Origin of the sequence: Erythrobacter donghaensis, from assembly GCF_001557325.1 — a bacterium.
GTDB lineage: Bacteria > Pseudomonadota > Alphaproteobacteria > Sphingomonadales > Sphingomonadaceae > Erythrobacter > Erythrobacter donghaensis_B.
The window spans coordinates 1-2,154 of record NZ_LSJS01000310.1; the positions used below are offsets into that span (position 1 = coordinate 1).

General features: G+C 55.1%; 2 protein-coding genes. Both read right to left on the reverse strand.

The window, feature by feature from the left end; genetic code table 11:
• Positions 1-328: 328 nt before the first annotated feature.
• Positions 329-484: a hypothetical protein gene (locus AX692_RS18105; protein ID WP_155646378.1), complete on the reverse strand. Its 156-nt coding sequence runs from the start codon at positions 482-484 to the stop codon at positions 329-331.
• A 123-nt stretch (positions 485-607) separates the two neighbouring features.
• Positions 608-1,654, reverse strand: coding sequence for a HoxN/HupN/NixA family nickel/cobalt transporter (locus tag AX692_RS18110; protein ID WP_073977807.1), 1,047 nt, complete (start codon positions 1,652-1,654; stop codon positions 608-610).
• Positions 1,655-2,154 lie beyond the last annotated feature (500 nt).

Here is a 2,154-nt window from a genome sequence, read left to right on the forward strand (position 1 = left end):
CACCGTGTTCCCGAATTAAGCCCTCTCGGGCACCGGCGCGATCTGTTGACAACGGCATTACGCAGAAGTCGGCAGTCGAATACTCCAAACCTAACGCGATGCCAATCCCTTAACGATTGGCATCGGAACGACGTCAAGCCTCGATCGCTTCTTGGATCTTGAGCAGCCATTCTACCGCATAGGTGAAGCATGTCGACAGCCTGATCGCGTTTCCGGCATTGCGGAACACTCAGGTTCATAACCGCCAAGGACGTCTGTCGTTGCCCCAACGATAGAGACCAGCGGGTGTTATATGAAAGAGGCGCTCGAGCTGCTTTCGGCTGACCTGCTACGAGCCAATTCCAGGCAACTGTTCCCGAAGCAGGTGTGCCAGCATTTCCGCTTGCGTGACCTGATCGACCTCGAAAAAACAGGAATAATCAGTCGCAATGGTGGTCCCGATAGATTTGCCAAACAAGAGCTGCGGTCCGCTGTCGTTCACCATCGTCAAATAACCTTGTCGCTGGGACTTCATCTCGAATGGCTCACACAGTCATCATATCGTGTAGTTCTGATATTCACCAAGTCGAAGGATCCAATAATTCTGATCTATTTGATAAGACACCGTTTATATGGTAGCGGAGACCTTGATTTCATCGAAGCGTTTCCAACGGTAGATTGCATAGCTTGCCAGCCAACAGAACACAAACAGCCCTATAATGCCAAAGCCAAGGCTGTTAAAATTCTCGCCTAGTTCGGCGGCAACGGTCCATGGCCAGCCGGTCAGACCCAGTTTGCCTCCAATCAGGGCGAGGGTTTCGATCCCGCCGATGACAATCGCCACGATTGCGGAGACGAGCGTGATTGTAATGTTATAGTAAAGCTTGCGGATGGGATTCACAAATGCCCACTCATAAGCCCCCAGCATCAACACTCCATCGGCGGTATCGATCAGGGCCATTCCCGCGGCAAACAGCGCAGGAAGAACAAGGATTGTTCCAATCGATAGGCCATTGGCAGCTTGGCTGGCTGACATTCCCAGAATGGCGACCTCGGTCGCGGTGTCGAAACCCAGCCCGAACAGAAAACCGAGCGGTGCCATGTGCCAGCTCTTATTGATGAGCCGGAACATCGGTCCGAACAGCCGGGACAGCAGACCGCGTCCGCCCATCAGCAAGTCCAGATCATCCTCAGCATAGTCACCCCCGGCACGCACATGGGCAAAGGTCCGCCAGACAGACCGCAGGATAACGAGATTCATGCCCGCGATGGTGAATAGGAATAGCGCGGAGACCGCGGTTGCGAGCACGCCACCCACATCTTTGAACGCACTGAACTGAGCTAGTGCGCTGGCTGTCAGGGCGATTGCTATCGAGGCGATAGCAATGATGCCCGAATGCCCCATCGCAAACCAGAAACCGACCGCAATTGGACGCTGGCCATCCTGCATCAACTTGCGGGTAACATTGTCGATTGCAGCGATATGATCGGCATCGACCGCATGGCGCAGACCCAAACCCCAAGCCAGAACGGCAGTGCCCAACATTAATGGCTGGGTGTGAAACAGGCTAAAGGCCCATATCCAGACAGCAATGTTCGCGGCGATTAGACCTGCGAACAGCCAGATAATTCGATGGCGCAAGGACAGGGATGGAGAATGAACAGATTGTCTCATGATAGGCTCCGGAGCCGTGTGTATGGTTCTGCGGCACGTGCCTGCCCTGCGCCTCGTTCGATAGAATGATTAGGCAAGCAGTAGGATTTTGGGCCGCTGGCATTCGCTAGACGTTGATCGTGGCGTCTGCTCAGATGGTATGGGCGTTGGTGCCGATGACGCTTCCTGCGCTTGGGGCACTTAATGCTCCGATCTTGCCTTCATGAACCTTGCTAACACGATCTGGTTTAGTGCTGCAGCCAAGTGCCGAGTTTCGCGATGAAACGCAGGAGGATGTCCCCGCCAGAGACAGAGCAAGCGTGCCACTGGCAAAACCGATTGTGTAGAATATCGTGAACACGGATGAATCCTCCGGCGTTTAGCGACTAGGCCGGGACAAGTCCGCAGAAGCGGCCGAAACGCGCGGCGGCCGAAACGCCAATTGCGGCCGACACACGTCCCAGAAGCGGCCCCAGCCGCAATGGTTCGTCGCTCAGACGGAGGTTACCGTGCCATGGCCA